The sequence below is a fragment of the Sphingobacterium sp. UBA7631 genome (assembly GCF_002483935.1).
GTDB classification, from domain to species: Bacteria; Bacteroidota; Bacteroidia; order Sphingobacteriales; family Sphingobacteriaceae; genus Sphingobacterium; species Sphingobacterium multivorum.
On sequence record NZ_DLIX01000002.1, the window covers coordinates 61,537 to 86,695 of the forward strand.

13 protein-coding genes are annotated in these 25,159 nt (G+C 40.9%); 8 read left to right on the forward strand and 5 right to left on the reverse strand.

Features of this window, described 5'->3' with window-relative positions:
* Window positions 1-49: 49 nt before the first annotated feature.
* Window positions 50-3,223, reverse strand: coding sequence for an AsmA-like C-terminal region-containing protein (locus B3P16_RS00580; protein WP_286840898.1), 3,174 nt, complete (start codon window positions 3,221-3,223; stop codon window positions 50-52).
* A gap of 162 nt (window positions 3,224-3,385) precedes the next feature.
* Between B3P16_RS00580 and B3P16_RS00585 the strand changes: the two genes are divergently transcribed.
* The 7 genes from B3P16_RS00585 to B3P16_RS00615 all read left to right on the forward strand — a co-directional run bounded on the left by B3P16_RS00585 (window position 3,386) and on the right by B3P16_RS00615 (window position 18,100).
* Window positions 3,386-4,753 (forward strand): sensor histidine kinase, encoded by a 1,368-nt coding sequence (locus B3P16_RS00585; protein ID WP_046673923.1) that lies wholly within the window; start codon window positions 3,386-3,388, stop codon window positions 4,751-4,753.
* Between the two features lie 380 nt (window positions 4,754-5,133).
* Complete coding sequence (locus tag B3P16_RS00590; protein ID WP_286840900.1) at window positions 5,134-7,737, forward strand: zinc-dependent metalloprotease; 2,604 nt, start codon at window positions 5,134-5,136, stop codon at window positions 7,735-7,737.
* A 19-nt stretch (window positions 7,738-7,756) separates the two neighbouring features.
* Complete coding sequence (locus B3P16_RS00595; protein ID WP_286840902.1) at window positions 7,757-11,095, forward strand: SusC/RagA family TonB-linked outer membrane protein; 3,339 nt, start codon at window positions 7,757-7,759, stop codon at window positions 11,093-11,095.
* A 21-nt stretch (window positions 11,096-11,116) separates the two neighbouring features.
* A complete protein-coding gene (locus tag B3P16_RS00600) occupies window positions 11,117-12,436 on the forward strand; it encodes a RagB/SusD family nutrient uptake outer membrane protein (RefSeq protein ID WP_286752413.1) in 1,320 nt (439 codons plus the stop codon).
* 76 nt (window positions 12,437-12,512) lie between these two features.
* Window positions 12,513-13,238, forward strand: coding sequence for a LytR/AlgR family response regulator transcription factor (locus B3P16_RS00605; RefSeq protein WP_046673927.1), 726 nt, complete (start codon window positions 12,513-12,515; stop codon window positions 13,236-13,238).
* Window positions 13,239-13,468: 230 nt separating this feature from the next.
* Entirely contained in the window at window positions 13,469-16,579 is a 3,111-nt protein-coding gene (locus tag B3P16_RS00610) for a SusC/RagA family TonB-linked outer membrane protein (RefSeq protein WP_286840905.1), read from the forward strand.
* Between the two features lie 36 nt (window positions 16,580-16,615).
* Window positions 16,616-18,100: a RagB/SusD family nutrient uptake outer membrane protein gene (locus B3P16_RS00615; protein WP_286840907.1), complete on the forward strand. Its 1,485-nt coding sequence runs from the start codon at window positions 16,616-16,618 to the stop codon at window positions 18,098-18,100.
* A gap of 338 nt (window positions 18,101-18,438) precedes the next feature.
* Here the strand turns inward: B3P16_RS00615 and B3P16_RS00620 are convergent, their stop codons facing one another.
* Window positions 18,439-19,620, reverse strand: a complete 1,182-nt coding sequence (locus B3P16_RS00620; RefSeq protein WP_286840909.1) for a PepSY-associated TM helix domain-containing protein — start codon at window positions 19,618-19,620, stop codon at window positions 18,439-18,441.
* Window position 19,621: 1 nt separating this feature from the next.
* The gene (locus B3P16_RS00625; RefSeq protein ID WP_115049656.1) at window positions 19,622-21,952 is read right to left on the reverse strand and encodes a TonB-dependent receptor; all 2,331 of its coding nucleotides are present in this window, start codon (window positions 21,950-21,952) and stop codon (window positions 19,622-19,624) included.
* A 284-nt stretch (window positions 21,953-22,236) separates the two neighbouring features.
* Here B3P16_RS00625 and B3P16_RS00630 point away from each other — a divergent pair, with 284 nt between their 5' ends.
* Window positions 22,237-23,112 carry a glycerophosphodiester phosphodiesterase family protein gene (locus B3P16_RS00630; protein WP_286767014.1) on the forward strand — a complete coding sequence of 292 codons (876 nt, stop codon included), beginning with the start codon at window positions 22,237-22,239 and terminating at the stop codon, window positions 23,110-23,112.
* Window positions 23,113-23,122: 10 nt separating this feature from the next.
* Here the strand turns inward: B3P16_RS00630 and B3P16_RS00635 are convergent, their stop codons facing one another.
* Both B3P16_RS00635 and B3P16_RS00640 read right to left on the reverse strand, forming a co-directional pair.
* Window positions 23,123-23,548: a tetratricopeptide repeat protein gene (locus B3P16_RS00635; protein ID WP_046673933.1), complete on the reverse strand. Its 426-nt coding sequence runs from the start codon at window positions 23,546-23,548 to the stop codon at window positions 23,123-23,125.
* A gap of 102 nt (window positions 23,549-23,650) precedes the next feature.
* Window positions 23,651-25,090 carry a SusD/RagB family nutrient-binding outer membrane lipoprotein gene (locus B3P16_RS00640; RefSeq protein WP_115049657.1) on the reverse strand — a complete coding sequence of 480 codons (1,440 nt, stop codon included), beginning with the start codon at window positions 25,088-25,090 and terminating at the stop codon, window positions 23,651-23,653.
* Window positions 25,091-25,159 lie beyond the last annotated feature (69 nt).

Genomic DNA, 25,159 nt, shown 5'->3' on the forward strand with positions numbered 1-25,159 from the left:
TACTGCAGCACTATTGTGTTGACAGACTTTACTAGAACTTATTGCGAGTTTATTTAGCCTGTGATTCTTGCGTCTTTTGAGATTCTTTATATACTTTGTTGTCCTCGTCATCCATTTCCATGTCGAGATCTTCTTCTTTGTATTTTCCCATTTTTAAGTGAAAGTTATCTGGAGTGCCCGTAATTCGCATAGGTATCCCAAAGATTCCAAAAGGAGGTAAGCCCAGTCGAAAACCCAGGTTCATCCGCCCATCTAAGGTCACTTGACCTTCAAAACGAGGCCTGAATCCCATCATTTTCATTTTCGTGCGTTCGATGGTCATCACATTATTTTTGATATGGGATTTAATAACAACTTTTTTCACTTCGCCATCTTTCAATTTTTCCTTGGAAGTAGATTGACTAATTCCATTAAGTAACTTGAAGCCTCTGAATTTAATTTGATTCAGTGTTAGGGATCCATCGCCGACGATGGAGGGCATTACTGGTTGCATATTGCCATTCAATAAACCACCCAATTTATAATCCAATGAAACCAGGCCATAAGCATTTTTGGCAGAGCTAACCATTTCTCTGAATAGCGGTATCTCTTTGTAAGCGCGTTGAATATCAAAGCTGTCAGCTTTCACAGCATAATCAAAACTTGCTCTACGTGGATTTATAGGACGATAGCTTCCGTTCATATCTACTTTCAGTCCCGCTAGTTCAAAGTTTGTCTTATGAAGAATCATCTTACCGTCTTTTACCTGTAGGTCACCTTTGAAGTCTTTGATATTCATTTTATTATATGCTATGGCATTGACAAGCCCCAAGACCTGAACGTCCAAATTTTTAGGCAGAAGAACTACACCACTTTGCGAAGAGCTTGCAGTCGTCGATGTGGCCGGAGAAGCAAAAACCATAAAATCATCCACATTGATTTTCTTGCTGCTGAGTGTAAATTGCCCCTTTAACGGTGCTTGACTACTTGTTGCATAATTAATAATGTTGTTGAGATATCCTTTGATGGAAATATCATTCTTCGCATAGGCTACCAAGAATTTATCGAAATTCATTTTCTCCTGATAAAAACTGAAGTTCCCACTTCTAATTGCAATAGGCTGTGGAAGCATGTCGGACTGAACCTGGATGTTTCCAATACTTAACTGACCACTATTTTGGAGTCGGTTATAATGACCATTGGTGGCATCGCTCTGTAAACCTTTTAAACTGAAATCCGTATAGATAAAACCATCGACATTGGTACCATCTAATGCAAAGAGTTTATAAATAGGGCCGAGATTAAGCTTACCCTTGGATTGTATGCTGTACTTTATATTATTGAAGTTCTTGAGGTCTGCATTCAAGAAAAATGGTTCGCCAGCAAATGTAAATGATACCGGTAGGATTTTGACATTCAGATCTCGAAGTGAGCCTTTTTCGTTATTGACAAAAGCTTCGACCTGAATATTTTCCATCGGGATAGGATAATCATTTGACTTGATCAAGCCATTCTTCATCACGATGGATGTATTGGTTTCGGGAAAAATGTTTCGTTTGAGATCCACATAACCTTTTGCCATGAGGTTGACATCCACTAATCCTGCCAATTCAACTTGTTTAATGGGATAGAAATTTTTGATATCTGCTAAATTAAATGAAGCTTTTAAATCCGAGTTGACCGCAATTTTATTAAAATCTGTTATTGAAATAAAACCCTTTATATAGTTGTTAAGCGCCTGAACAGAAATATCATGGATTGCTATTGATGCACTTTTTAATTGGCCATCGGGATCCTTTGCTTCCAGACGATAAGCAATTTTGTCCAACCCCTGTGGGAGGTTCGCCAATTTGAATTTACCATCTACGAGTGTATTTTTGATATCAAAAGTAGGAATGGATGCAATGTATTCCTGTTCGCGTTTTTGAAGTCCTACCTTACGAATAGCTTTGGCGTATGTTCCGTCGATTTTTGCGTAAAGATTCCATTTTCCACCAAATGAAAAGTCTGGGAATTGTAGGGATTCATTGAGTTTACCGAGATCAAGATCACTTTTTATGTTGGCATGCACGGTTACAGGGTGTAAACCCGCAATGTTGCCCTGTGCATTGAAATAGCCTGAAGCAACTTTAAAGTCAAATTGTTTCAGATCAATTTGTAGTGAGTCTGGATTCAGTGCCGGCAGGTCTATCCGTAATTTTGCATTCCAGTCTGTCAGCGGATTGGTGGATTGTTTATACGCGAGAAAGCCATTGTTGACCATGAGTCCAAGGGAAAGATTAGGCATTTTGTTGTTGTCGACAATATAGTCTCCTTCTAAATTGACAAAAACCTCCGATGTACCTTTCACGGAGAGGTCCTTGATCCAAGAAGCGTAGCTATTTGGGACTAATGAAAGTAATTCGGCCAAGGTGCTTTCCTGTGATTTTAATTTGAAATCCAGGTGATAACCATGGGAGATAAAAGACAACAACCCACGGAAACGAACCGGTAATTGATTTATTTTAATATCATTTCGTTCGAAGACGAAAGATAAGGTATTGGTATTGATCCGTGTTAGCAAATTGGCATCGATCGACTTTTTGTCCACATACAATTCATTGTCAAAGGAAAATGAAAAGGATGCAATTTTTGCACGTGTGTTCAAGTCAAAGATATTTGACATCAGATCTCCCTTACCCTCATATTCCAGATCTTTTGCCTCTATCTGTAGCGGAATGGAGCGATCTTCATAATGGAGATTTGTTTTTTCAAGTTTAATCAGTTGGAAGGCTAAAGCACTGCTTTCGGAATTGTCTTGTGTTTTTGTAGCATCAGCGGAGCTAGATTTATAAATATTGTAATTGGCATTTCCCAAAGAATCAACCAGGATATTGATCTTCCCGCTGTTCACGATAAACTTGTCGATTACAATTTTAGATTTGAGAAGACTCATAAGGTCCACGCCAAAACTGACTTTTTTTGCAGCGAGCAGCGTGTCGTTTTTGAAAGGTTCGGCCCCTTTTAGTAAGACATCATCCATCGATGCAGTAAGCAAAGGGAATTGATCAAAGAAGGTTAATCTTACTTCGGAATAATTTAATTCACCTGTAATGTGCTCGTTTACGAGCGATTTGACCTTGCTGTTTACTTCATTTTCGAATATATAAGGAATAGATAATATGCTGATAACGAGTAGTACGGCGATGCTTGTAAAAACGATAGCGATACGTTTCACAACTTTTATAAATGTTGCTTTTGACACTTTGGAATTTTTTGTGGTTACAAAAATCAGAAAATTATTATTAATCTCAGTTATGTGATGCATTTATTTTGAAAAGGGCTTGGATTATGTCGTTTTTCATTGACAAGAGGCCGCGTTAAAGCCTTTCTTGCGAAGTGCTTTGCATAGGCTTTTAAAAATTTCATGTATTTTTGCAGCGTGAAATTTCGATTTAAAAATGCCGAACAGAAGAATAGTATCATCCTGACTGCCTGTTTGTTTTTGTTGTTGTTGATTGGGGGGGGCTTGCTCGGTATTATCCATCATAAAGTAGACCTCCTTAAGAAGAGGATACTGATCGATTTTGCAGATGAGAATATGTTGCTTGTCAAAAAGCAATTGGAGTTGTTGCAGCAAGATCTATTCCTTTCGGAAAAAAAGATCTTAAATCAGCCCGCCTTTGATCTAAAAGAAAGTGCTGACTCGCTGTTGGTCGTTTTGCCGGTTGGACAAGCGGACTCTGTCAATCAGCGAATGCTTACCTTGTTACGCACACGGACAATAAATCACCGACTATATCACATTTATCTGGATGTAGTAAAATTGAATGCCTATTTCGCGGAACTCAATTTCGGAAGACGAGCTTATTTCGAGATTTACGACGACCGTGGATTATGTGTGTATTCTCCAGATAATCGAAAGTGGGGCAAGCGGGCCAGTACAGCAGTTGCAAAACAAGGACAGATTGTGAAATCTGATTTTCTTCAGCTGGACGTTATGGTCAATTCGTATCCCTGTAACATTCTTTTAGTGGGTGGTGAAATCAAGGTGTATGTCTTGTTGCTGAGTATTGAAGAGGAAATCCAAGAATTGCTAACGTATAGCATCTTGCTTGGTGTGGGCTTGATGTTGGTAGCTATGGTGTTAATCTACTTTAATATCGTGGAGCGTCGCAAGATTCAGCAACTGAAACTGCAATCCCTGAAGCAAGAGAATGAATATACGCGCATGCAGTTGGTTCAACTGCGGCAGCAGATCAATCCGCATTTTTTATTCAATACATTTGGGTCGCTTCAATACCTGATTGGAAAGGACAATGATCTTGCGAAGTCTTTTATTGGCAAGATGACAAAAGTCTACCGGAAGATGCTCCGCACAGATGAAGCCGAATGGTCATCATTAGGGGAGGAGCTGGAATTGGCCAAAGCCTATTTCTTTTTACAGCAGGTGCGGTTCGGAGCGGCCTTAAGTGATATGGAAATTCGGCTGCCAGCAACATGTTTGGATCGGAAAATTCCACGTTTGGGCCTGCAGATGCTGGTAGAAAATGCGATCAAGCATACCCGTATTTCGATCGAACATCCGCTGAAGATTCAGATCATCTATCTTGTTGAAGAAAACGTGCTGGAAATCCGCAATAACTGGCAGCCCAGACAGGGGGCAGAGCTGGAAGGTGAGGGGTACGGACTTAATTATTTAGCATCCATCTATCGTTATTATGCGATGTCGGGCTTTCGGTACGGGATAGAATCGGACTTTTTTTCGGTATACTTACCACTCTCATCCAGTTGAAAATGAAGAATAAAAGATGGTCGGTTTACGTGTTCATGTTTTTGTAGCGCGTGTTCATACCTTTAAACTGCGTGTTCATCGCTTTGCATACTTTTCTGTATAATATTTTTAACAAATTTGGCTCCTAATCTAGAAATATTAGTTCGTGGTTAGCCTAATCCTATCCGATCAAATAGCATAAATTTTAAGTATAAATGACTTGGAATTGACCTGCTTGGAATAGACAAAATTACTTTCTAATCGTTCTGTAGTAAGCTAAAATTAGCTTATGGATAACACGAGATAATAGCTTGATGATTCGTCATCACTTTTGAAAAACACATGGAGTGCAACGAGCTCAGATATCACCTTTGAAAACAAGGGCTCAAAATATTTATTTGATGAAAAACACTTACACTAAGTTAGCCATAGGTCTTTTATTTTCCGCTGGTCTAATGCAATCTTGTTCATTATTGCAAACAGTAGGCCTGCGAAAAAAAGAAACGGTTACTTCTGCTAAAGATTCTATTGCCAAGAAAGATACGACAGCTGCGTACGGCAAATTGTTTAAAGATGCCCGGGTTGATACTGGTATGTTTACGGTAATTCGTAAGGAAAATAATTACTATTTTGAAATTCCATTGAAAAAGATGGGGCAGGATATTCTGTTGATACAGAAGCTGTCTTCCGTTCCATTGGCTTTAAATGAGGCTGGGGTAAACAAAGGAATGAATTATGAAAATAAGGTCATCCGGTTTACACTCCGCAAGGAGAAGAAGGAGGTGTGGGTTTCGGAGATTAAGCCTCAGGTTGAAGTCCCTAAAGGTGACGCAATAGCCGCTTCGGTATACGATAATTACCGCCCTTCTTATATTGAATCTTTTAAGATTGAAAGTTATTCAAAAGATTCAAGTGCTGTTGTAATCAAAGTCAATAAGGTATTTGATGGTTCAGAAAAGAGTTTTACGGATGTGTTTACTTCCTTGGGTTTGGGAACTTCACCTAAAACCAGTATATCTACAGTTGAAGATATCAAATCTTATGCGAATAATATCGTTGTGAAGTCTGTATTTTCTACCAAGGTGACGGAAGGTAATGAATCTGTACCGGTTTCTTTGGAAATTACAAGTAACCTTTACGAACTGCCTGAAACGCCTATGGTTGCCCGGTTTGCAGATCCAAGGGTTGGTTTCTTTACTTCGCCGCGTTGGTATTTTAACGATAAACAACAAGAACTGGATAAGAAAAATCTGGTCAATCGCTGGCGTTTGGAACCGCGTGACGAAGACAAAGCGCGCTATCTGAAAGGGGAGCTGGTCGAACCCAAAAAACCGATTGTCTTTTATTTGGACCCAGCGACCCCAAAACAATGGCGTCAGGCCATTATTGATGGCGTACATGATTGGCAGGTCGCCTTTGAAGCTGCTGGCTTCAAAAATGCAATTCTGGCCAAACAACAGCCCGATAGTGTCAAATTTGATCCAGACGACGCTAATGTTTCTTCTATTGTATACGCAGCATCTGCTCAAGCTAATGCCATGGGGCCATCTGTTGTTGATCCACGCTCAGGGGAGATATTAGAAGCTGACGTGATTTGGTGGCACAACGTCATGACTATTTTGAACAGTTGGATGCGCATACAGACCGGTATCGTAGATACATCAGTACGTGCTAATGTTTTCTCCGATGAGAAAATGGCACATGCTATTCGTTTTGTGTCGTCCCATGAAATTGGACACACGCTTGGATTGATGCACAATATGGGCTCTTCGGCAAGTTTCCCTGTTGATTCGTTGCGTAGCAAAAGCTTCACCGCTAAAATGGGAGGGACCGCTCCTTCCATTATGGATTACGCACGTTTCAATTATGTGGCGCAACCTGAAGATGGTGTGGAACAGATTACTCCCGTGATCGGTGCTTACGACAAGTACGCCATTGGCTGGGCCTACCGCTGGTATGGCAAAACACAGCCTTGGGATGAAATCCCTTTGCTGAGAAAGGAAATTGATAGCCATGTACATGATCCTATTTATCATTACGGTGAACAGCAAGACTCTAAAAATATCGTTGATCCGCGGGCTCAATCGGAAGATCTTGGTGATGACGCCATGAAGGCTGGCGAATATGGTATGCTGAATCTGCGTCGCATGATGCCTAATATTATCAATTGGACAACCAATGTCGGCGATGATTACTACCGTGCCGGTAAGTTGTATATGGGCGTGGTTGGACAATGGTATGCATATGCTGATCATGTTTTAAATAATATTGGTGGTATTTACCTCGAAAATGCTGTTTTGGGTGATCAAAAAGATGCCTATAGCCCAGTACCAAAAGACAAACAACTACGTGCTTTGGAGTACCTCAAGAAGAATGTCTTTTACATGCCCGAATGGTTGTTCGTTCCGGAGCTGATGGCAAAAACTTTTCCATTGAAAGATTCTCCGATAGGACCATTTGAGTACGCTCCTTATAACTTACAACGTGAATTTCAATACGCTATGTTGTATAAACTGGTCAATGATGAACGTTTGCTGCGTATGGTTGAGATGGAAAATCTTTTCGGAAGTAAGAAAGCATGGAGCGCACCGGAGTTTTTAACTTCTGTACGTCAGACGGTTTTTGCTAAAACCATCAGCGGACAATCGTTGGATCTTAAAACACGGATGCTGCAACAAAACTATGTGGATGTGCTGATGGTCTCTACCAACAAATCGATGGAGAAACTAAATGCGAAGAAACTAGCAGGTATCGAGCAGCTGGTTGAAGCGACGCAACCTGACCTATGTTTACATCCACAACATGCATCCTCTTCAAAAGCTGGACTGCGGAATGTACATGTCACTGGTATGATCCGTACTTCGGATATGCTGACTTATAAACGCGCTGAATTATATGAGATTTACCAGTTGTTGAAACAAAAGCAGCGGACTGGTGATGCGACGACAAAATCGCATTACATGGATCTTTTATTGCGTATTGCAAATACCTTAGAATTAAACTAATATATTAACATCTACCAAAATGAATAAGTTTTTAATACCGTTGACCTTCATGTGTGTGCACGTTGCGCATGCGCAGGAATCCAGAGAATTGAAAGGAAAGGTTCTGGATGCGGTCACTTTAAAACCTGTCGTGGGGGCGACAGTTGTCGTTGAAAGTTCGGCAGTAGCAGAAGATATCGGTGTACCTAATCAGGTGCAGCAGTCGGCATTGGGTTCATTGACCGATGCGGCTGGTGAATTTCGCTTAAAAGTGCCTAGTAATTTAAAATATGTAACGATTAGCTATGTCGGGTACCAGCGTATTCAGGTGCCGGTATTTCAGGATCATAAGACAATCTTGCTTCAGCCAAGTGGTGAATCTTTAGATGAAGTGATCGTAACAGGTTATACGGATATCAAAAAACGTAAGAATACGACGGCTTACAATAAAATCAATGTCGCTGATATCAAACAAACCGGAGTTTCATCGATCGACGAAATGTTGGCTGGTCAGGTCGCAGGCTTGCAGCTGAGTAATTTTAATGGTGGACCTAACAGCGCGCCACAGATCCGTATCCGGGGTACGGTATCACTCAATGGCACACAAGACCCCTTATGGGTCATCGATGGCTTACCGATTGAAGGAGCTGAATTGCCCAAACGAATTGACAAAGACAATTTAAATAGCTTGAGTAATCTTCCGATTGCGGGTATCAATCCTGACGATATCGCCGATATTACGGTATTAAAGGATGCAGCGGCGACTTCCATCTATGGCGCGAGGGCGGCAAATGGAGTCATTGTGATTACCACAAAAAGGGGGAAATCTGGACCTGCAAAACTGCAGGTATCAGCAAATACTTTTGTGACGCAACGTCCGGATTTCGGTAAACTCAACCTGATGGATGCCAATGAAAAAGTGGACTTTGAACTCTTGATGGCCGACCGCACCGATTTAAATTATCGTGCGGATAAGGGGGCCGTTATGCGGATATTAAACAAAGCAAATGCATTGGATGCTTACCGTTCGGGTGGTTTGGCAGCCTTATCACCTGAAGTACAGCAGTCAATCAATCAATTGCGCACACAACAGACGGATTGGGGAAAAGAACTTTATCGTCAAGCTTTGAATCAGCAGTATTCAGCTTCAATTTCTGGTGGTAATGACGGGCATCGTTATTATTTGTCCAGCGGTTTTTACGATGAGAAGGGAGCAACAAAAGGAGCAGATCTTCGTCGTTATTCTTTGACATTAAATAATGACTTCAATATTAACGACAGATTCAAAGCTGGAATCAATCTATTAGGATCCGTTTCAAATAGGCAGAACCCAATCCAGGATGACGATGCCTTTACTAATCCTAGTAATTATATGCGTTTGGTTAATCCATACTTGACTGTACGTGATCAATCTGGTAAATACAATTATGATCCGGATATTGAAGGCTATGAAAAAGATACCTATATTCCTTTCAATGCTATAGAAGAAAGGGAGAATACCAAATATACGTTAACGAATAAGGCACTGAAAGCGATTGGTTACCTGGAATATACTATTATTCCACAATTGTCATTACGCTCCGAATTTGGTTTGCAGTTTGATGAAAACAGCACAGAAAAATTTGCCGATCAGGAAAGTTATAATACGCGCAAGTTGCGGGCTTCGACGCGGTATTACGATTCTGCAACTAAAACGTATAAATATTTCTTGCCTACAGGAGGTAAGATCGAAAATATCAATAATAGTATCTTCCAATATAATTGGAAAACTTACCTAAAATATAACAAAACTTGGAACGACAGACATGAGCTGGAATTGATGGGAGGAACAGAGCTGCGCCGTAGTACGAATAAAGCCGTATCAACCAAAGGTTTTGGCTACAATCCAGCGACTTTAACTACACAAAGTATTGTTTTTCCAAATAGTAATGATCAAACAAACGCCAAATTCCTTCAGTATAGTAAGGGATATATCGAGAACTCATATGCCTCTTTTTATGGAAATGCGACCTATACGTTTGATCGTAAATACAACGTCAATGGTAGTATTCGTTATGACGGCTCAAATATGTTCGGTGTAGATCCGCAATATCGTTTCTTACCAATCTGGTCTTTGTCCGGATCCTGGAACGTACTTGAGGAGGACTTCATCAAAGGAAAAACGGCGTTATCGGATCTCCGTTTACGTGCTTCCTACGGTATCCAGGGCAATGTCGATCGGAATACCTATCCATTTATCGTTGGAAGGTATGGAAATTCGACTTTAATTCCGGGTTATAATGAAGGAACAGTTACGGTTGAGATACCTGCAAATGATAAATTACGTTGGGAGCGTACGCAATCTTATAATGCTGGAGTTGATCTAGGTCTATGGAAGAATAGATTGAATATTACGGTTGACTATTACAACAGAAAAAGTACCGACCTAATAGCTTATAGTGCATTGCCTTTAGAAAACGGTTTCCAGAATGTGCAGGTCAATTGGGCCTCAGCACGAAACCAAGGTGTAGAACTGACCATATCAAGCCGTCAGATTCAAACAGATAAATTCTCCTGGTCAACGGACTTTAATATCGCACATAATGACAATAAGTTATTGAAGGTTATGAATGATCCGAAGGCTTATGCACCAGAGGCACAGGAAGGGCGCCCAATCAGTGGTCTATATGTGCTGGAAACGGCTGGACTGGATAAAGATGGTGTGATGCAATTTAGAAATCAAGATGGATCGGTTTCAAGCTTTGAAGAGTTTTATGGTTTATACGATCCTTGGGCTGATTTCTTGCCGGGTTATATGTCGCAAACCGACATGACAGCTGCAGAATACCGTTCTAAATTTAAATACAAGGGTAGTAAAGATCCGAAGTTTATCGGTGGTATGACCAACCGTTTCCGTTATGCTAACTTTGACTTGGCGATTTCAGCTGTCTTCAATCTGGAGCGTTGGGTAAGCCGTACACCGACTTATAATCCAGCGAAGGTCGACCGCGGACAGAATTATACAACAGATCTTTTGAATGTCCTACAAAAGGGTGGTAATATGCCTGCTTTGGGAAGTATAAGTTCTGAATTAAATGACCGCTGGATGGCCTACGCGTGGTTGGAGAGTAATGATCCAATCAATTCATTCAGCCAGTATGATATTTGGGCTAAGAAAATGAGTTATGTCCGTATCAATAGCGTACGTTTGGGATATACACTACCTCCTGCACTAAGCAAAAAAATTGGTGCAAGCAATTTACGCGTGAATGTAGAAGGACGTAATCTATTTGTTTTCGGAGCAAATTATGAAGGGTATTTTGATCCGGAGACTTATGGAAACTATTATGCGCAGCCGATCAGCAAATCTTTTGCTTTTGGTCTGTCAGCAAGTTTTTAATTCTTTTAACTGATTTATAACATGAAAAAAATAGTTTATTTTGGAATGGTAATGGCTGCTAGTGCATTGGCATCCTGCAATAAATATTTAGATATACAACCGGTAGGAACGGTCATTCCTGCCTCGGAAAGTGATTTTAGAGGGTTAATGACAAGTAGTTATACTGGTTTTCCTGCGCATAAGTCTTATTTGTCCTTGCGTACAGATGAACTATTGTTGGATGAAAGTTCGACAGATGCGGCTAGAACCAAAGATATCTATCTTTGGAACGATCAAAACCCCGATCCTGCAACAATTGCTTATCCTTATTTGGCATTCTATAAAAGTATTTTTTATACGAATCAGATCATCAGTACGATCGATGACAAGTTGGCTAGTAATGGTACAGTAGACCAGATCAAGGGTGAAGCTTATCTCATGCGGTCTTATGCTCATTTTGAGTTGTTAAATCTTTACAGTGAGGTCTATTCGGCGAGCAATGCAGGGCTTCGGGGCGTTCCTTTATCAACAAAGATTGACCTGGAACAACGTTTTGTTCCCGCGACCATTGGAGAGTCTTATACGCAGATCCTGACTGACATGGAAAAAGGGACAGCGTTACTGACTGTGGATGATCAGGCAAAAGGTGTTAACTATCGCTTTAGCAAACGCGCTGCTTTTGCAATGGCCTCACGCGTTCATTTATACCGCGGTGAGTGGCAGGAAGCAATTGATGCCGCTAAAAAAGCTTTGGTTATAAATGACAAATTGGTTGATCTCAATGTTGCTGGAAGCCTACTTCCGAATGATTTTGAATCCACAGAGATGATTATGGCTTTGGAAAAAGTATCTGTTCCTGGAGTACGTACAAGTTCCTTTATTTCACCGGCCTTATTAGACAGTTATTTAGCAGGTGATTTGAGAAAAGGTCGTTACTTCCAAAAAAGTGGGGGCGATTATGTATCCCTCAAAGGTGGAGACAACCGTTTTAACGTGAGTTTTAGAAATGCTGATCTTTATTTGACGATGGCCGAATGTTATGTTCGTCTGGGAAATACAGCAGAAGCATTAAAATACCTGTCTGCTTTAAAGAAAAACAGATTTACCGCAGATGCATACGCCAAAGAAACGAAGGCCGACGCAGGTTTGTCAAAGGAGCAATTGCTAGATGCGGTTCTGCTGGAACGCAAGCGTGAACTGGCGCTAGAGGGATTACGCTGGTATGATCTAAAACGGACGACAAGACCGGCGATCACACACAGTAGTTTCGGTAGGACGGTAACCCTGCAGCAGAACGATCCACGTTATGTGATTCGTTATCCACAGGAAGCAATCAATAATAATCCCGATCTGTTAAAATAATCGATTTTTTTTTATCCTATATATATTAATCCATTTTCTTTTTTTGGGGAAATGGATTTTTTATTACATTCAACCCATGGGATGGAAAATACTGATTGTCGAAGACGAAGACTGGGCTTTTGTAGGCTTAAAGGAAATGTTGACTGCGCTCTATGGAGAAAGCGAACTGATCTTTACCAATGCAAAAGAGGTTCAGGAAGCGGTGACGACGATCAATAGAAATCAATTCGATCTGATTTTTATGGATATCCACCTGATGGATGGGCTGAGCTTTGAAATTTTTAAACAGGTATCGATCGATGTGCCACTGATTTTTACGACTGCTTACGAACAATATGCATTGGAGGCCTTCCAAAATAAGGGTTATGCCTATCTGTTAAAGCCTTTCGATAGCGACGAGTTGGCGGAGATCATGAAACGTATCGAACCGCTACTACCCAACGTAGAACCTCGGCTCAAACAGCGCTTCCTAGTGAAATACGGTAATTTTTTAAAGTCGCTGGCCATTGCTGATATCGCCTATTTTATGGCAGAAGACAAAGAACTGTATGCCGTAGAAAAAGGATCGGGAATTGCATATATTATTGAAGATACCATCACACATCTCGTTTCACAGGTGGATCCCACAGTTTTCTTTCAGATCAATAGGAAATTCCTTGTTCGGATAGATGCCATCCAGTCCATGTTAAAGATTAGTCGAAATCGAATCAAGTTAGAGCTAATGCCTTCAACCCCAGAAGGAATTGTCGTCATTGTTAGTGAGGAACGGTCCCCGAAGTTTCAAAAATGGCTTGATCAATAATGGTGAGTTAGCTAACGAAAAAATATTTTTCTAGACATAATTATAAATTAAATTGCTGAATATTAATGTTTTTTGTTTTTAGTTCTTAAAATCTAGTAATTCAATGGATTTTGTTATATATTTGCACTCGAATAAAATCTATTAAACAAGTAGTTTTTATTCGAGTGCAAGAAGCCGCCGTGTTTTTTGTTTTTAATCACACTTAACTTATTTAGTAAAGCATTCTTACGATGTACGCAAAACTTAAATACATTCCTATTGCTGCTATAGCATTATCGGGGGTCAATATGAACAGGCTCTATGCTCAGCAGCGGGCTATACAAGGAAAAGTTGTCGATGCCAATACCGGTCACCTACTTCCTGGAGTAAATGTTCGCATTTCGGGGCAAAATCAAGGAACCTTAACGAATTCAAAAGGAGAGTTTACAATCAATGTCACAGGTGACGTATTACCTGTATTGGAATTTTCTTTTGTTGGTTATGAATCTCAACAGCTAAAAGCAACAAGCACAAACTTAACATTGTCCTTGAAACCCTCCAGTACAGATCTGGAAGAGGTGGTGGTCGTGGCTTACGGTACTGCCAAACGTACAAACATAACGGGATCGGTCAGTACAGTAAGCAGTAAAGCGATCGAAAATAGACAAGTGTCAAATATTACCAAAGCATTAGAGGGACAGGTACCGGGCTTACAGTCCGTGGCGTCCTCGGGACAGCCAGGTACTGAAGCAGCCATCCGTATTAGGGGTATCGGCTCCATTAATGCCTCCAGTGCACCTTTGATCGTGTTAGATGGTAGTCCCTATGCAGGAGATATTAACTCCATCAATCCGAATGACATTCAGTCCATCTCTGTTTTAAAAGATGCAGCATCAAGTGCACTTTATGGTTCCAGAGGGGCAAATGGGGTGATTATCATTACCACAAAGTCGGGTGTGACTTCCGACAACACCAAGATTAATCTCAATTTTACACAGGGCTATTCAACACGTGCAGTTCGTGACTATGATCAGGTGTCGACCGATGAATATTTTCAACTCTATTGGGAAGCTTTAAGAAATAAAAACCTATCAAATGGCCTTACGGCAGAGCAAGCGGCGTCCAATGCAAGTAAGACCGTATTGACAGATTTAAATATTAATCCTTACGGCAGTCAATACCCACAGCCGGTCGGCGTAGATGGTAAATTGGTTGCTGGAGCAAAAGCGCTTTGGAATGATCCATGGACCGACGTATTGCAACGTACTGGGGTGCGTACACAGGCAGACCTCGGATTTAGCGGTGGTAGTGCAAAGAGTACCTACTACATTTCAGGAGGTTATCTCAATGATCAAGGAATTGCAATTGAATCGGGCTTTAAACGCTATAATCTGCGTGCAAATATTGACAGTAAGGTCAAGTCTTGGTTAAATGTAGGCCTGAATATAGGTGGTAGCAGTACACAACAAAAATATCCGCAGTCTGAAGACAGTAATACGGCTAATATTATAAATTTTACGAGACTGGTCCCGTCTTTTTATCCGTACTATGAGCGGAATGCGGATGGCTCATATGTCCTTGATGGAGCCGGAAACAAGATTTACGATTTTGGAGAATATCGTCCAAGTGGTGCGACTCCACGTAATAATCTGGCAGCATCTCTTCCTTTGGATCGAAATGATATCCGCCGTGAAAATCTATCTGCACGAACCTATCTGGAAGTGTTGTTTTCTAAAAACTTAAAGTTCAAGTCGACTTATAGTCTTGATTATCTCAATGGAAATACGCACGACTACACTAATCCATTGTTGGGCGATGGTGTGAACACCGGGGGGTATGTGTATCGTTCAAACGTCCGTACGGTCGCACAGACCTGGAATAATTTGCTGACCTATGAAAAGCAGTTTGGTTTGCATTCCCTCAATGTATTGGCCGGACAGGAATACTATGATTTTAACAGCAGTAATATAAATGGTAGCAGACAACAGTTTGTACTTCCTTATTTTGACGAACCTGCTGCTGCATCTCAACTTAATAATTTTACAGGATCCAGTGTTGATTATAGGTTACTGAGCTTTTTGGGAAGAGCGGAGTATAACTATGATAACAAATACTATTTTTCAACTTCCTTACGGACAGATGGCTCATCTCGTTTTTCGCCGGATAAACGTTGGGGTACATTCTGGTCTGTGGGCGGCTCATGGAAACTGAAGCAGGAGGATTTTCTGAAGGATAATACAACGGTTAATCAGTTAACCGTCAGAGCGAGTTATGGTGGACAAGGAAACGATAATTTAGGTACCTATTATGCTTATAAAGGACTTTATACGATTGCCAATAGCTTAGGTAAGGGCGGTACCTATACCGGCAGGTTGGCTACACCGGATCTAAAATGGGAGTCGAACCTTAATTTGAATGTGGGGGTTGACGTATCCGCTTTTGAGAACCGAGTGTCGTTAAGTGTGGAGTACTTTAACCGTCGAAGTAAAGACTTGCTATTTACAATGCCAATGGCTTATTCAACAGGATATACAGGCTATGATGCAAATATAGGAGCGCTGAAAAATACAGGTGTCGACGTGGATATTCGTACTGTCCCGGTTCGAAATGAAAATTTTAAATGGAATTTAGACGTCAATCTTTCGCATTATAAAAACAAGATTACAGCTTTGCCAAAAGATAACAAACCGATCATTACAGGGAATAAACTCCTGCGCGTAGGCGGAAGTATCTATGATTTTTATCTGCCGGAATGGGCTGGAGTAAATCCAGATAACGGTCTGCCGCAATGGTATACTGCTGATAAGGACGGTAATAAAACAGGTGAAAAAACTTCGGAATACAGTAAGGCCGGTAATTTTATTGCCGGAACTTCATTGCCAGATCTTGTCGGCGGGATTCAAAACAGTTTCACCTACAAAAATTTTGATTTGTCTGCTTTATTGAGTTTTAGTTTGGGTGGACAGATATTAGATAACGATTATATTCAGCTTATGCATAGCGGTAATAATCCAGGACGCGCTTGGTCAAAGGAGATCCTCGAGCGCTGGACGCCTGAGCATACGCAGACCGATGTGCCTAAATTGACAACTGATAACTTGAATTGGACTTCTTCGTCCACACGCTTTCTTTACAGTGGCACTTATGCACGCCTTAAAAATGTAAGTTTAGGTTATCGATTACCTTCGGATTTATTGAAGCGGATAGGTGTAGAAAAACTTCGCGTCTTTGCAACAGCCGAAAATCTATTGACATTTTATGGTCATCAAGGAATGGATCCAGAACAGACGGTAAATGGGGCGACCTATTTTCGCTATCCGGCAATGCGAACAATCTCTGGTGGTATTCAGCTTGTTTTTTAATGCCTTATTGTTAATCTGAGAATTTAAATGAAAATCATGAAACTAAAAATTGTATATATCATATTGGCGCTCTTCCTAGTGAATGCATCATGTAAGGATGCGCTTGAGCTGGATCCGACGACCGCAGTGCCTGAAGGTGAAGTTTTTAAAAACACCGACAATGTTGCTACGGTGATCAACGGTACCTGGAAGTATTTAAATGATACCTATTTTACCTATGCTAATCCGGGATATACAGCGGTGATGCGTACTAGTGATGCGATGGGAAGTGATGTGGCGGTGACCACCAAATATGGCTATCGTGATGCTTATGCCTTTACCGAATTGACAAATAATCGATCAAATCGTGTCAATTCTTTTTGGATTATGTTGTATAAGGTGATCGATAACATGAACAATGTCATTGCAAAGGTAGATGGGGCCGAAGGCTCTACTGAAACTAAAAATGTGTTAAAGGGAAGAGCTAAAGCATTACGTGCATTTTCCTACTTAAATCTGGCCACATTTTATCAGTTTAGTTACCTCAAGGACAAAAATGCGAAATCTGTTCCGATTTATACCGAACCCAGTACACTATCGACTGAAGGAAAATCAAGGTCAACACAGGCAGAAGTGTATGAACTTATCTTGAAAGATCTCAAAGACAGTGAAAGCTTGTTGGCTTCTGCTGGTCGAGCGGATAAATACGAAATCAATGCAGAGGTTGTTTATGGTTTGCTCGCTCGGACTTATCTGCAGGTTGGCGAATGGAAACTGGCCGCAGCGTATGCTGAAAAAGCAGCTCAGAAGTATAATTTAATGACTCCGTCAGATTATCAGGCGGGTTTTAATGATCTTGGAAATAGCGAGTGGATTTGGGGGCATCAGCAAACTAACGAGCAAAATGTGGCAAGTTATACATTTCATTATTTGGATGTTTCGTCAGCTGGATCTTATTACTATAGTTTTATGGCCGATCCTTATTTTAAAGATTTATTCGATACCAGTGATGTGCGTTACGCTTTATTTGAATGGGATAATTTACCCGGTCGGGAGGGCTTTCTACGGTATAAGAAGTTTAAGTTTAAATCGAATTTGATCGGTGACATTGTGTATATGCGTGCTTCGGAAATGGTTTTGATCGCTGCCGAGGGGTACGCACGGGCTGGTGAAAAAGATAAAGCAGTAGCAGCCTTGAATAAGCTGCGTGCAGCGAGGAATGCAAAGCTGTTTTCAGGAAATGATACGGATCAATTAATTGCAGCGATCCTGATTGAAAGACGAAAAGAGCTTTGGGGGGAAGGATTTGCCCTGTCGGATATTCTTCGGACACAAGGAAAGGTTGCACGAAAATCTTATGTTGATGCAGACGGCAAGCCTATTCAAGTCCAAATTGTGGGTGCAGATGGCAAACCGAAGCTAGTGAACGGGCAGGGGCACCGGGTTATTAAGTTTCCTAATGGATCTAATTTTGTGGAAAATAGCCCTTATTATTTGTTTGCTATCCCATACGAAGAGACTGTGCGGAACCCGAATCTGTAAAGTTAGTTGTTGGTTTATTATTGAAGAAATCCGGTGTACCCTGTGCATCGGATTTTCTTTTTTCCCGCTCGCCCTTCTTCTTAGGCTGTATATTGTGGTTCCTTATGTTGAAGAATGCTTCCTTTTTTTAGTGTCGCCCTGTTGGCCCTGCTGCGCGTTGGGCTCTTCTCGATTTAAAGGTTGTCATCTTTTTTCTCTCGTATGGTATTTTTTCAGCTGGCTTATCGTGTTACTGTAAATTTGGACAAGAGATTGCGTCGGTAAATAGGGTGAGGGTTAGTTTTCCACATTATGTTAATAACGTTGTTGAAAACCTGTTTAAAAGAAAAATACAGTTATTAACAGTACTTATTAACATTATGTTGATAACCTTTCTTTTTCTTCTTTTTGCTTTTGTTCATCCAGATGATGTATCCTGTGATGGGCAAGGAAGCACAAAAGAGACTGGCAAGGCAAGCGATAATTTTTGTTGTGAGTCCACCGATGGCACCGGTATGAATATCATAGTTAAGTGCACCGAGCTTATCCCCATACTGCAATTCGTTGCTGGATTTGACTGCTGTAAGACTGTTTTCTTCTTTATTATAATAAAGCCAGTCAAATACACCACTTCGTTTTTCATGATGTCTCACCTGTATATCCATTGCTGTTTCGGTCTCTTTTTTTAGTCGGATCGACATCATTTCAGCATCCGGATAATTTGCCAAGGCATACCGCAGCGCATTGTCCTGAAATTTCTTTTCCACAGCGGGCAAGGGTATAGGGGAGCTACGTGTGGAAGAAGCTGTTGGCGACTGCAATAAATTGAATGTTGCGCTATAGGTCTTTTTAAAATCCGGAAAAGCAAAAGCGAGTCCCGTAATGGCAAAAATCAATCCGATAAATAAACTGTAAAATCCGATGACATTGTGGAGGTCGTGGTTCAGTCGCTTCCATTTGACTTTGGTATCTAACCAAAAACTGCGCTTGAGATTCTTGCCCTTCCATTTTTTTGGCCACCAAAGAACAATACCACTAAGTAAGATAAGGACAAAAATGACCGTTGACCAGGCGACGATAGGGTGGCCATATTGCTTGCCGAAGAGGAGGTTTAGGTGAAGCTGAAGCACTAACTGAAAGAACTCTGTTTTTGAATTCTCTACTTGCTGTACCTGGCCAGTATATGGATTGATGAAAACGCGTTTGTAATAGCGGTAATAATTCCAATGGCCAAATGCTTTTTCGTCCGTTTTTATGGCACGAAATACCCAGGTACGATTCTTCGAAGGATAGAGATCAACCCGCGTGATTTTTTGATTTTTTTTGAGGCTTTTCTGTGCGCTGTCAAGAAGTGTGCTTAATGGTAGTGGAGTTTTTGAGTGGATGGTTGTATCGGAGATAAAATATTTTTCAGGATAAGCCCAGAGCTTGAGCTCATCCTGAAAGGTGTATATGCTGCCCGTCAGGCTTAGGATGAATACCACAACTCCGGTGATGATTCCGAGCCATTTATGCAACCAAAGAATGACGGTCTTAAACATATTAAAATTTATAATTGATGTTAAATGAGGCCAACATACCTTGTCCTTTGACGTATTCTTCATTTAAGGCACGATATTGACTGACAACAGGGTAATAGTTTTTATTGAATAAGTTTTCTACACCCATACCGATAGACCATTGTTTGTTTACTTGGTAATTTCCATTTAAGTTAAATAGGTCAACAGTTTTAACGGGGCCTTCACTGTTTTTGTAGACGCCTTTATCGTTTGGAAGAAAGCGATCCCGGGACCCGGTATGTACCCAAAAAAGCTGAAAGGTTAAGGGTTTGATTGGCGTGTAATAGATGTATCCCGTTGCTTTGTCTGGCGAGATCCGTGAACCATTGAGGTAGGATTTTGATCCATCGTCTTTTTTTGACTTTCCTTCCACATAGGCATAGGTTCCACCGATGGTCAATTGAGGCGAAATATGAGCGCTTAATGCAATTTCGTAACCATACACATCTTCTGGAAGACGTTGTGGCATCAGGTAACCGCCAATGTCCACCAGTTCAACACCCATTTTTGAAGTACTGTAGTAATAAGATGCTGATAGCTGGAAAATGCTGTAATTGCTTGAGAATCCGATTTCGTAATTATTGGTGATAATAGGATCAGTTTTTAGGCTATCTAAATCATTATCTGTTGCCCGACGTACAATACGGCCAAGTTCATTGATCGCGAAACCTTGAGAGAAACTCACGAAGGGATTAAAGATCGCGAATTTGTTGTAACGCAAACCTGCATTGAAGGTCGCTCCTTTGTAGGGGATATTGCCTCCTTTTACAGCAATACTTCCTTCGTTGTTGGGACCTGTAGCGATGGTATTGAAATCCTTTATTTTGACTGTTGCATTTTCATAACGTACACCGCCTTTAAAGATTAAGTTTTCTAGGAAATCAATTTTTACCTGGGCGTATGGAGCAACGTTTAACATATTCATATAGGGAATATAGACCCTGCCATCGGTCAGATTTTGATCCGTAACATCATTTAATAAATCCACACCATAGGTGATATCCGCATTGGAACCCAATACCTGGAAAGGTGTGTTTAGGTTAACGCGTAGGCCTTTTTTCTCCGAGTTGATCTGTGTTTGTCCCGGACCGTACCATGCAGAGGCTTTCTCAACATAACGGTTCATGGATCGAAATGTATTGTAGTATGCAGAAGCAGTTAAGGATGTCGAAGCGAATAGATTACTTTTAGTATAGGTCAACATGGCATTATGGTTATACGGAGTTCCGGCAGGTTTGCCTGGATCATCGCCTTTTACGCCTATCGTTGGCGTTTGACCATATACACCTGTTTGGCTGATGTATCTGTTGTGTTGGTTACTTCTGTAGAAGTTGTACACTGCTGTAATATTGGAACTACTATCGATACGGTATCCGGCCTTTAAAAATGCATTGTATTGATAGGTGTTCGAAAGACCGTCTGTCTGACCAAGGGGAACTCCGTCGCCATCGCGCTGCAAGCCAACGTAATCGGCCGAACCGCTAACGGTATAATTCCATCTGTTTTTTTGTCCGTACAAGGTTTGTCCTATGCGATATCCCATGGTGCCGGCGCTGTGTACGGGATTGAATGTTGTTCGTAGACTGGTGATTCCTTGGATAGCTGCAGCGTCTTTGGAGGGATTGCGTGTAATGTAATTGATAATCCCGCCTGCCGATCCATTTCCATAGATGGATGTGGCACCTTTGATAACCTCCACGCGCTCGATGACACTCGGGTCAATGGTCCGGAGATCACGTTGTCCATTCATCAAAGGTGTAGATTGCGGAATTCCATCGATCAACACCAGTACAGATCGCCCACGCAGTGTTTGTCCAGAATTGGTCGCTTTGTTGGTTGAGGTTCCCAAGCCCGGGATGGTATTACCCAAAATTGTGGAAAGATTGGTGCTTATCTGACTTTGAGCTTCGATTTCTTTTGTGGTTAAAATAGAAACTGAAGAAGGAACAGTTGAAATGTTTTCCGCTTTACGTCCAGCTGTTACGATAATTTCATCTAAAAGTTGAGTAGAATTGAGCTGAAATAACAGGGGCTGTTGAACGGTATCTAAATTAACCATTTTTTCAACCGTTGAAAAGCCTGTATAAGACACACGCAATTGAATGGGATTATTCAACGGTCTTTTGGCAAAAATGAATTGTCCAAGTTGATTAGAATAGCCGACGTTTTTTCCGTCAACTTTGATATTCGCTTGACTTAATGGTTTATTGTCACTGTCCTTGACAATTAGGGATAATTCTTGTGCATTGAGTTGAGCGCTTAAAAGCAAAAGTATTCCACTGCTGAACATTGTATAGCATGTTCTATTTTTCATGGTAATTTATTTAGATCAAATATAAATTAATGCGCAAATATAGTTTATTTTATCATTGTGCCAACAGCTATACGTTATTTTTTTGATTTTTATAGATGTTAGGTCGTGATTTTCAAGTTCATTTTGTCGCACTTGATGCATATGAATTGGTAAGCAAATGTTTACGGGCAGGGGGTTACACGAATTGAATGCTTTATTAAAGATTTATTGATCTTGGATGATTAATTTAGCATACTGTTTTTTGTGTGTCGCAGGCTTAGAGATTTTAACGTAATTATAAATTCATGAGAAGAACATTTTTTGCTTTTTTTCTTTTTGTTTCGTCGTACTCAATCGTCGTCGGACAAAAAATCCACTCACTCGCGTTTGCTTCTCCACAGGCGATGCGAGATTATTTTACCTATGCTAGCGACAAAAAAATTGTCAGTGGTCATCGGGGAACGATTGAGGCTGGGCTTCCAGAAAATTCGATTGCGGCATTTGAGGCCGTGCTGCAAAAAACAACGGCTATTTTTGAAATCGATCCGCGTTATACCAAGGATAGTGTTGCTATTTTGATGCATGATGCGACATTGGATCGAACCACAAATGGAAAAGGAAAAATAGCAGACTATACCTGGGATGAATTGCGTAAACTGAAGCTAAAGGATCAGGCTGGAAATGTGACCAACTATGGTATTAACACACTTGATGAAGTTATTAAATGGGCAAAGGGTAAAACTATCCTCAACTTAGATAAAAAAGACTTACCATTGGCGGCTACAGCAGCAATACTAAAAAAATACAATGCCTACAGTTGGGTGTGGGTTACGGTACATAATACTGAACAGGCAGCGTTTTATTTGGCGCAGAATCCAGAACAGTATATGTCCATGCATATCAAAGATCAAGCTGCATTGGAGAAGTTTAAATCCGCTGGATTACCCTACGACCGTATGATTGTCTATATCGGGCCAGAACTAAAGGATTCCAATCAGGCGATGTATCAATTTTTCAACAGAAAGGGTGTGATGTGCATGATTTCAGCAGCACCTACCTACGATAAATTGAAGACAAAGGCAGAACGTGCCGAGAAGTATAAGGCCATATTTGCGGAAGGAGCCTCCATTCTTGAGTCTGATCTTCCTATGGAAGTTGGCGAAGTAATCGATTCGTTTTGACGAATTATTATCAATCCAAATCGATATTGTCATCTAAAAATTTAAGATACTTAGGTGATTCATCGTCGAAAATGTCTCTTCCTTCCATCATATAAGCGCGGAGAAGATATTCCTGGGCAGACTCGCTATTATTGTCTTCCAAATAGCACTGTCCTAAGCGCAGCATGATAAAAGGGTTTTCATAGGCATTTTCGATAATGTTCTGTTTTGCCTTTTCAAAATGGGAGAGTGCATTGCGAAAATCGTCCATTAAGAAAAAGGCATCTCCAATGGAAGCTTCGAGCCAGAGGCTTTCCGCATGAACATTTTGCGGACTAGGGACTAGATCAAGCGCTTCGGTCCACACCCGAATAGCTTCCTGATAGTTGCCTTCATCACATTGGATGTTTCCTTCCTCGCTAAGTTGGTCTATTCTGTCTAATGTTTGATCATCCATAGCATTTTATTCTTTAGAGTGCTATACGAAGATAAGAAATCTACAGAAAAAAAGCGGAAAAATTAACTTCTTCCGCTTTTTTGAAATTGTTTTAATCTACATTTATTCTACATCAAACCACAATTTAGTGAGTAATGTATTGCTGCCCTGACGTGCGATAGCTTCCTGATAGCTCGTTCCGTTGAGTGATTGTTCGGTTCCCGGGTAGAGAAAACGCAAAGGAATTTTGCCATTTAAAGCACCAGCTTTCGCTGGTGTTAATTGCGGATAATCTAACCTACGCCATTCTGCAAAGGCTTCTAAGCCCTGTCCATACAAGGCAATCCATTTTTGTTCGCCAATGGATTTTTTGTAGCTATTGGAATCGAACTTAATGGCTGCCTGGCTGAGATAGCTAACGATTTGATCATTGCCAACGTTGTATTGCTCCAAAGAAGCACGGATTGCCTTCTGATAGTAGTCTGCTGCGTCACCTGTAATAAATCCTCTGCTGACTGCTTCTGACAAACCAAAAAGTGTTTCCGAAAAGCTTAAGATTACTGCTGGAGCATGTGGGTCTCTAAAATAGATACCAGGTCTTGAAGTACGGGCGAATCCTAAGTTACTGGCGTCGCTTGCCGTTAAACCATTTGGTACGCCGATATATTTTTCTGGCGTTGAGGTAGTGGTTGTATCGGCATAAATACCTAAGCGCGGATCGTTAAGTGAACGCAATTTGTCGACAATTGTCTTACTGACTCTATAGTCTTCCCGTGCTTCAAACGATGCACTGACCGGATTACGATAGGGAGCGTCGCGATAGATGAGCTGTGCATTGTCTGCATTTGAAGTCAAATAGCCACTTCCTTCTGCAGCGATCTCCTGTAATGTTGTTTTGGAGAGGCTTGGTAATCGGTCTGCGATACGTAAAGCAATACGTAGACGGAGGGCATTTGTAAAACGCTTCCATTGTGCGATCTTACCGTTATAAATAATGTCTCCTTCAATATTTTTTCCACTCGGATTTAATAAAGCCTGAGCACTTTTCAGATCGTTTAATAAGCCTGTGTATACTTTTTCTTGCGTATCGTAATGTGGTGTAAGATAAACGTCAATATTTCCCGCTTCTGTGTAAGGTATTTCACCATAAGCGTCCGTAAGTAGCGAGAATACCCAAGATTGTAGGACGATTGCCACCCCCTTATAGTTGTCATTTCCTGTGCTTGCCGCCAGTTTTTGAATGATTTTCAATTGGCTAATGCTTTTCGAGTACCAGGTAGACCAACCCTCGTTAAAATCATTATTTGTAAAGATGTAACGATCGGGATCAGTATACTGTATTCTCGCCCAATGTTGAACAAATAACAAGCTAGACGCGAGGTTGTTACTTATACCCCAGTAGCTATCTGTTGTCGTTTTAATCGTACTGGTCAGCAGGTAGGCCGGCTGAGGAGTTTCTGCTTCATTCTGATTTTGGTTTACTTTTGCCAACTCGTCTTTACAGGACGCCGTTAGGCCCAGTAAGAGAAAAAGTCCTGCTATATGTTTGTTATTTATTTTCATTTTCTATCGTTATTTGTTTATCAATTAGCTGTTATCAACGGTACTTGTACCTTATTTGCTTTGTTAATT

Excerpts from the sequence above, each read along its gene's own strand:
- B3P16_RS00625 (WP_115049656.1), bottom strand. The coding sequence starts at position 21,952 with ATGAAAAATAGAACATGCTATACAATGTTCAGCAGTGGAATACTTTTG.
- B3P16_RS00610 (WP_286840905.1), top strand. The coding sequence starts at position 13,469 with ATGTACGCAAAACTTAAATACATTCCTATTGCTGCTATAGCATTATCG.
- B3P16_RS00640 (WP_115049657.1), bottom strand. The coding sequence starts at position 25,090 with ATGAAAATAAATAACAAACATATAGCAGGACTTTTTCTCTTACTGGGC.
- B3P16_RS00630 (WP_286767014.1), top strand. The coding sequence starts at position 22,237 with ATGAGAAGAACATTTTTTGCTTTTTTTCTTTTTGTTTCGTCGTACTCA.
- B3P16_RS00595 (WP_286840902.1), top strand. The coding sequence starts at position 7,757 with ATGAATAAGTTTTTAATACCGTTGACCTTCATGTGTGTGCACGTTGCG.
- B3P16_RS00635 (WP_046673933.1), bottom strand. The coding sequence starts at position 23,548 with ATGGATGATCAAACATTAGACAGAATAGACCAACTTAGCGAGGAAGGA.
- B3P16_RS00615 (WP_286840907.1), top strand. The coding sequence starts at position 16,616 with ATGAAACTAAAAATTGTATATATCATATTGGCGCTCTTCCTAGTGAAT.
- B3P16_RS00620 (WP_286840909.1), bottom strand. The coding sequence starts at position 19,620 with ATGTTTAAGACCGTCATTCTTTGGTTGCATAAATGGCTCGGAATCATC.
- B3P16_RS00585 (WP_046673923.1), top strand. The coding sequence starts at position 3,386 with ATGTATTTTTGCAGCGTGAAATTTCGATTTAAAAATGCCGAACAGAAG.
- B3P16_RS00590 (WP_286840900.1), top strand. The coding sequence starts at position 5,134 with ATGAAAAACACTTACACTAAGTTAGCCATAGGTCTTTTATTTTCCGCT.
- B3P16_RS00600 (WP_286752413.1), top strand. The coding sequence starts at position 11,117 with ATGAAAAAAATAGTTTATTTTGGAATGGTAATGGCTGCTAGTGCATTG.
- B3P16_RS00605 (WP_046673927.1), top strand. The coding sequence starts at position 12,513 with ATGGGATGGAAAATACTGATTGTCGAAGACGAAGACTGGGCTTTTGTA.